The organism is Nocardioides sp. (assembly GCF_036267815.1).
Lineage (GTDB): Bacteria > Actinomycetota > Actinomycetes > Propionibacteriales > Nocardioidaceae > Nocardioides.
On the sequence record NZ_DATAVI010000098.1, the window covers coordinates 1 to 6918 of the forward strand.

At 68.4% G+C, this 6918-nt stretch carries 4 protein-coding genes; 3 read left to right on the top strand and 1 reads right to left on the bottom strand.

The window, feature by feature from the left end:
* On the top strand, positions 1-2175 hold a 2175-nt coding region (locus VHW64_RS20210), incomplete at its 5' end, for a WD40/YVTN/BNR-like repeat-containing protein (protein ID WP_414690555.1).
* A 4-nt stretch (positions 2176-2179) separates the two neighbouring features.
* On the opposite strand, the gene VHW64_RS20215 is transcribed toward VHW64_RS20210, so the two are convergent.
* A complete protein-coding gene (locus tag VHW64_RS20215; protein WP_329652378.1) occupies positions 2180-5863 on the bottom strand; it encodes a glycoside hydrolase family 2 TIM barrel-domain containing protein in 3684 nt (1227 codons plus the stop codon).
* 327 nt (positions 5864-6190) lie between these two features.
* Here VHW64_RS20215 and VHW64_RS20220 point away from each other — a divergent pair, with 327 nt between their 5' ends.
* Positions 6191-6403, top strand: coding sequence for an RNA polymerase subunit sigma-70 (locus VHW64_RS20220; RefSeq protein WP_329652379.1), 213 nt, complete (start codon positions 6191-6193; stop codon positions 6401-6403).
* The gene (locus VHW64_RS20225; RefSeq protein ID WP_329652380.1) at positions 6400-6918 is read left to right on the top strand and encodes a Clp protease N-terminal domain-containing protein; all 519 of its coding nucleotides are present in this window, start codon (positions 6400-6402) and stop codon (positions 6916-6918) included. The genes VHW64_RS20220 and VHW64_RS20225 overlap by 4 nt, the downstream gene beginning before the upstream one ends.

Here is a 6918-nt window from a genome sequence, read left to right on the forward strand (position 1 = left end):
AGCCCGACGCCCCAGGGCAATGACCTCGACGCGGTCACCTTCCAGGGCTCGACCGGATACGCCGTCGGCAAGTTCGGCACCGCGCTGCGCAGCACCGACGGCGGGGCGACCTGGAGCGGACTGCCGACCGGCACCTTCAACGAGCTCGGCCTCGTACAGGAGCTCGACCCCAACACGGTGATCGTCGGCGGCGGCTGCTCGGTGGCCGAGTCCACCAACGGCGGCGCGCGCTTCACCGAGTTGCCGATCAACTCCTCGACCAGCTCGTGCAATGACCCCGTGAGCGGTCTTTCGTTCACCAGCGCCACCACCGGCTATGTCGAGCAGCAGAGCGGCCAGATCGAGTTCACCAATGACGGCGGCCAGAGCGTGCAGGCCAAGACGCCGGTGCCCGTCCCCAATGACGGACAGTCCCACGCACAGGGTCTGCAGTTCGTCTCCCCGACGGTCGGGTTCGGCGTCACCGGCGCCCCGAGCGCGGGCACGATCCAGCGCACCACCGACGGCGCCAACTCGTGGACCCAGGTGGCATCCATCGCCCACGGCCTCAACGACCTGACGTTCGTCACCCCGACGACGGCCTTCGCGGTCGGCGACAAGGGCACGCTGGTTGAGTCCACTGATGCCGGCGCCACCTGGATGACCCGGCCGCTGGCGGGCGCGGGTACTCCCGACCTGGCGCACATCGCCTGCAGTGACGCGCTGAACTGCCTGATCTCGATCGCCGACTCGCGCTCGCTGATCCGGACCACCGACGGCGGCGCGACGGGCGCAACGGTCACCCCGTCGGCCAGGACGCTGGCCGACGTCGCCTTCTCCACGGGTACGAACGTGGTCGGCGTGGGCGGCGCCGGCGCCACCGTGCTCTCCGCCGACGGCGGAGCCTCGTTCCCGACGCTCGTCTCCGGCGGATTCCAGGGAGCGATCTCCGACTCCGCCAACTCGCCCCTGCGAGCGGGCGGCGCTGCCGGCAACGCCTTCCTGCTCGGACTGGGCGGGAACCTCGAGGCGACCACCGACGGCGGGACGACCTGGAAGCTGCTGCGGATCCCCGGCGGGGGCGACCTGGTCGACGCGGCCTTCCCGAATGCCACCAACGGCTACACGGTCGGCAACGACGGCGTGCTGCGCAAGACGACCAACGGCGGCACCGCCTGGTCCTCGCTGGACGCCGGCGTCAGCGACAGCACCTCGCTGGCCGCCACCAGCGCGACCAACGTGCTGCTGGTCGGACCGGTCGGCATCCGCCGGTCCACCGACGGCGGCCAGACGTTCACCAAGGTCTCCGGCAAGGTGAAGGCCACCGGGACGGGCAAGCACAAGAAGGCCGGTCCCAAGATCTCCTCGCTCAAGCTCTCCCACTCGCTGACCGTGGGCAGGAACGTGTTCGTCTGGAGCAGGAGCGTGGCCTACGAGTCGACCAACGGCGGTTCGGCCTGGCAGGCGCTGCCCCTGCCGGCGAAGACCAAGATCATCGACCTGAGCTTCGTCAGCCCGTCCGCGGGCTACGTGCTCGACCTCGCGGGAGACGTGCTCGGCACCCGCAATCGGGGCAAGACATGGACCAAGGTGTTCAGTCTGGGCGTTGACAGTGCCTCGGGACTGTCGTTCTCCAGCCCCCAGAGCGGAGTCGTCGCCTTGGAGGGCCAGGGCAGCGACGAGAGCCTGGCGTTCGACGTACTGGCGACCACCAACGGCGGCAAGACCTGGCAGCCGGAGGTCATCGACGGCGGTGGCAGCACCGGCGCGCTTTCGGTGGTGCTGGCCACCAGGGGCCACGACTACTTCGCCGACCCCGACAGCCAGGGCGCCGACGCGACCAGCGCCGTGTTCGCCACCGGCAACGGCGGCGCCAGCCCCCAGGCTTCGCACCTGTCGATCTCGATCGGGCCCAAGAAGCTGACCGCCAAGGCGCTCAAGAGCAAGCACCACAACCGCGTGACGATCAAGGGCAAGCTCAATCCGGTGACGGCTGCCGGCGAGCAGGTGCAGGTCAGCCGTCGCGGCCCGAACGGGCGGTCCTGGACGAGCACACTCGTCAACGTGGCCTCCAACGGCGCCTTCCAGGTCACCCTCAAGAACGTCAACTCGACCACCGACTTCGTCGTCTACGCCGTCGGCGACGGGGTGCATGGCGGCGCCGGCGCCTACGCCAGGTTGACGGTCACCAGGTGAGGCCTCATCGTCGCGCCACGACCTCGTTTCCGGGGATCCGAATCTCGGCGATCGTGAGGTTGCCGGTGATCGGATCGTGAGCTGAGCGACTGGTCATATCGAGCCTGACCGCCGTGCCGCCCACCGGATGGAAGGTGATCGTCGTCGGCTGGTCCGATGACGACGCGTATGACACCCGCTGGCCGGTCACCGGGATCCAGGCCAAGCCGTTCCAGTACGACACGGTGACGGACGCCGGGAGCTGGTTGTGGGAGTCCAGGGTGTAGTAGACGTCCAGCCGGCCGAAGTGCTGCGGTTGCGGCCAGTTGATGCTGACCCAGTCCTCCGCGTGGGAGTCGCTTACAGCGGCCAGGGTCTGCGTCGCCGCTTTGGTGTAGCGATTTGACCATCCGCCCGCGGTGGTGTTGCCGTCCAGCATCGCCGACGGGACGGTGGTGCTGGTCCCGCCGTCGGAACCGCCGTCGGAGAACACGCCGCCCGAGAAGCTGGCGTCGGCGGTCGGATGCTCGGGGCCGGAGGCCAGGGCGAGATCCTGCCCGGCGTTGAAGTGACGGGTTACGGTCACCCGCGTGCCGACGCGCCGCCCGATCGCCGGGATCCAGCCCCGGACGGTGAAGCGGCCGGGGCGGGCATAGCGGCGCGGCTGCACGTGTGACCAACGGACGAGGGGCTGCTGGGTGACGCCGTCGGTGTCGACCACGTTAAGGGTCGTCGGCAGCGCGGGTGGCGTCCCTACGGGGACGATCGCCGAGGGCACCTCGATCCGGGCGACGTCGTAGACGGTCACCACTGCCCGCGCCGGGATTCCGGTGCCGGCCGCGGACCCGGAGACGACGTAGGTGCCGGGCCGGCGCATACGACCCGGTGAGCTCCACTGAACGGGGAGCGATTGCGTCCCACCATCGGCGTCGACGCCCACCACCGTCGCCGGAAGGACGGGCGCCTGGCCCCGGCGCGAGCGGATGTAGTTCGGCTGGAGCGCGATCAGGCCGCTCCCCGGCTGGGCGCTGGAGTAAAGCGTTGTGGTCACCGGCAACAGGCCGGGCGAGGACACTCGCACGGTGACCGGGCCAGGGCTCGTCCGGGCCTGCACGATCGACAGCAGCTTGCCGTTGAAGGCGTCGTGCGTCGATGAGGTGTACCCCTCGGCATCGTCCTGCTTGCCATTGTCGGCCCCCGCGAAGGTGCCGGCGCCCGTCACCGAGGTACGGATCGCGTTGGCGGCGTCAGGAACCTCGACGCCGTGGGCATCGACCACCTGCACGGTGAGGTAGGACAGCGACTTCCCGTCATCGCGGATCACCGTCCGGTCCGGGGTCACCCTCAGGGCGAAGGCGCGGCCGGCGGTGTCGACCTCGTCGCGGGCGACGACGTGCCCGGCTGCGTCCCGGGCGACCGCCACCAGCTGTCCGGGCTGGAAGGGCACGTTCCAGGTCAGGTGCAGATCGCCCGAGCTGCCGTTCGGGCTCTGATAGCTGCCCGGACACGCGCCACCGGTGTAGGTGTCATCGTCGCCCGGGCACTGCTGCGTCTCGAGGTAGCGCGCGCCGTCGGTCGACGTCTTCTGGGTGAACGACCGGGTGCCGAGAGAGTGTCCGTTGAGGAGCAACTCAACGTTCGGTTCGTTGGCATACGCGCGCACCTGTACGGTCTGCCCCGGCCGATAGTCGGTCCAGTTCATCGGCAGGAGGTGAACCATCGGCTTCTGGGTCCACTGCGACTGGAACAGGTAGTAGGAGTCCTTGGGGAAGCCCGCCGTGTCGACGGCGCCGAAGAACGACGTCTTGACGGGGAACACGGTGTACGGCGTCGGTTCGCCGATGTAGTCCCAGCCCGACCACAAAAACTGCCCGGCGAAGAACTGCCGGTCGCGCACCTTCTTGAGGTCGTACTCGTTGCTCAGCGTCCACGAGGCCATGTTGTTGTCGTAGGAGGAGACCTCGTACTTGCCGGGAGTGAAGTTCTGCCCGGTGTTCAGCTGGTCGGGATCCTGGTAATAGCCGCGCGTCGAGGTCTCCGACGAGGACTCGGACTCGAAGAAGAACTTCGTCGGATACTGCGCGTGCAGGCCGTCGATCGTCTTCGCCGTGTCGTAGTTGAGGCCGAGACCGTCGAGGCTCTTGACCATCTGGTCGGCAACCGAGCCTGGCTCGGGGACGCTGCGGTACTTGTCCGAGCCGGCGACGACTGGACGGGTGCTGTCGATCGACCTGATGTCGGCGATCAGGCGCTGCGCGATCGGGAGGGCCTGCGGCGAGGTGAAATCCGGGATCTCGTTGCCGATCGACCACATGATCACCGCCGGCGAGTTCTTGGCCTCGTTGACCATCTCCTTGATGTCGTAGTCGCTCCACTGGTTGAAGTACAGGTGGTAGTCCTGGCTCAGCTTGCCGACGTCCCAGGCGTCGAACGCCTCCACCATCATCACGATGCCGAGTCGCTGGCAGATGTCGATCAGCTCAGGCGACGGCGGGTTGTGCGAGGTGCGAAAGGCGTTGACCCCCATCGCCTTGAGCTTGCTCATCTGACGCCACATCGCGTCGTAGTTGTCCACCGATCCGAGCGCTCCCTCGTCGTTGTGGAGGTCGACGCCGTGCAGCTTGAGCGGCTGCCCGTTGAGGGACACGCCCTGCGTCGGGCTGAACACCAGCCACCGCACGCCGAACGTGCTGGTGCTGGAGTCCACGGGCGCACCGGCGTCCACAACCTCGGTCTGCACGGTGTACAGGTAGGGATCGGTCGTCGACCACAGCCGCGGGTGATCGAGGCGCAGATCGGCCGCCGCCGTGCTGCCTCCGGTGGGGACGGCGACGTTGGATGACGTGCCCTGGGCGACCACGTGGCCGCCGGCGTCTGAGACCTGATAGCGCAGGTCGACGCTGGTCGCCTGGCCCGTGTCGTTGGCGAGATCGGTCGCCACGTGCACCGTCGCGTAGTGGGACCTGATCGAGTCGGCCAGTTGGGGCGTCGTGACCGACGTTCCCCAGCGAGCGATGTGCACCGGGTCGGTGACCGTCAGGTGCACGTGGCGGGTGATCCCGCTGCCCGAGTACCAGCGACTGCTCGGCTCCTGGTTCTGGACGACGACGGCCACGGTGTTCGGGGTGTGGCCGTCGGTGTGGACCAGGTGTGAGATGTCATAGCTGTAGCCCGTGTAGCCGTACGGGTGATTGCCGAGCAGCTGGCCATTGAGGTACACGTAGGAGTTGTCGAACACGCCGTCGAAGTCCAGCGAGATCTGCTTGCCGGTCATCTGCGCGGGCAGCGTGAACGTCTTGCGGTACCACCCCAGCCCGCCGGGGAAGAAGCCGGTGGCATTGGTCTGGCTGGGATCCGGCAGCTGGGTGATGCTCCAGTCGTGGGGCAGGGTGAGCGGCTGCCAGGTCGTGTCGGAGAAGCCGACCGCCGACGCCTTGGGATCGGCCGAGGTGCCGTACGCCCCCGAGGGGTCGCTGACCCCGGCGGGATTGACGAGCTTGAAGCGCCAGCCGTTGTCGAAGGCCACGGTTCGAGATCCCTGGTTGAGCACGCCGAGGTTGGGATCGCCCGCTCCCGAGCTCCAGCCCACGGGGCCGACGTCGCTCGGCGCGGCCGTCGCCGCGGCGGCCGAGCCCATCATCGCCGTCACGCAGGCCAGCACCATCGCCAGGCCCAACATCGCCGGTCGCCGTACAGCCCTCGAGCCCATGGGTGTTCCTCTCTCTCCTCCGCTGCCGCTGCGGCACTCGGTTACCACGTACGAGCGCGGGCGAAACGGCTCGGTGTGAACGCTCACACGGTCTGGTCCGATCTCTGACCAGCGACCGCGTGCCGGGCGACGTTCCTGCGCGGGCGGGGCGAAACGCGCCTGCCTGGGCCTGGATCCGCGGGGGGCGAGCTTCGGGCGCCGGGGGCCCGCGGCGGTACAGGCACGTACCTGAGACGGCGGTGCGCCCGGAGTGGGCGATCCAGGACTCGAGCCCGTGGCGTCAGTTTGGGTTGACAAGGCCTCTGTTGTCAATCTAGACTGACGGCCATGAACGTCGAAGACATCGCGCCCGCGATCACGTCCAACGACCCGTCGTTGGGGCTCCGCGCCGCTCTAGCTCTGCACCGGCTCGCGGAACGGGTCGAGGCGGACCACGTCGCGACCGCCCGCCGGCAGGGGTGGTCCTGGCAGCAGATCGGTGACGCGCTCGGCGTTACCCGCCAAGCAGTCCACGCCAAATATGGAAAGCGACTCCCATGACCAAGCATTCGCAACCAGCCGACGCGTGGAACCCCTGGAGCACCTACATCGACGCTCGCGAGGAAGCACGCCGCCGCGGTGACCGCAAGGTCGGCACCGAGCACCTGATACTCGGGCTGCTCAGGGAACCAGTCCTGGCGCAGGCGCTGGGATGCGACCTACAGACAGCCCGCGACGCGCTCGACGCGATGGATCACGATGCGCTCGCCGCCGTCGGCATCGGCGCGGCGTTCCACGCACCACCGATACCAATCGACGAGCCGATCAAACGTCCGTCGAGGCCGACGCTCAAAGCCGTCTTGCGCGACCGTTTGCCAATGACACCCGCAGCCAAGACAGCGCTCGAGAACTCGTACAAGGAAAGACGCCGTGGTCACCACATCCCCCCGCAACAGGTGCTCCTAACCATCCTCGAGCTCAAGCCGCCAGATCCCGCCGCCGAGCTGATCGCCGCGCTAGGTGTCGATCGCGCGGCCGTCCGGGAACGTCTCGGCGTGGGACGCGCCGCAGCATAG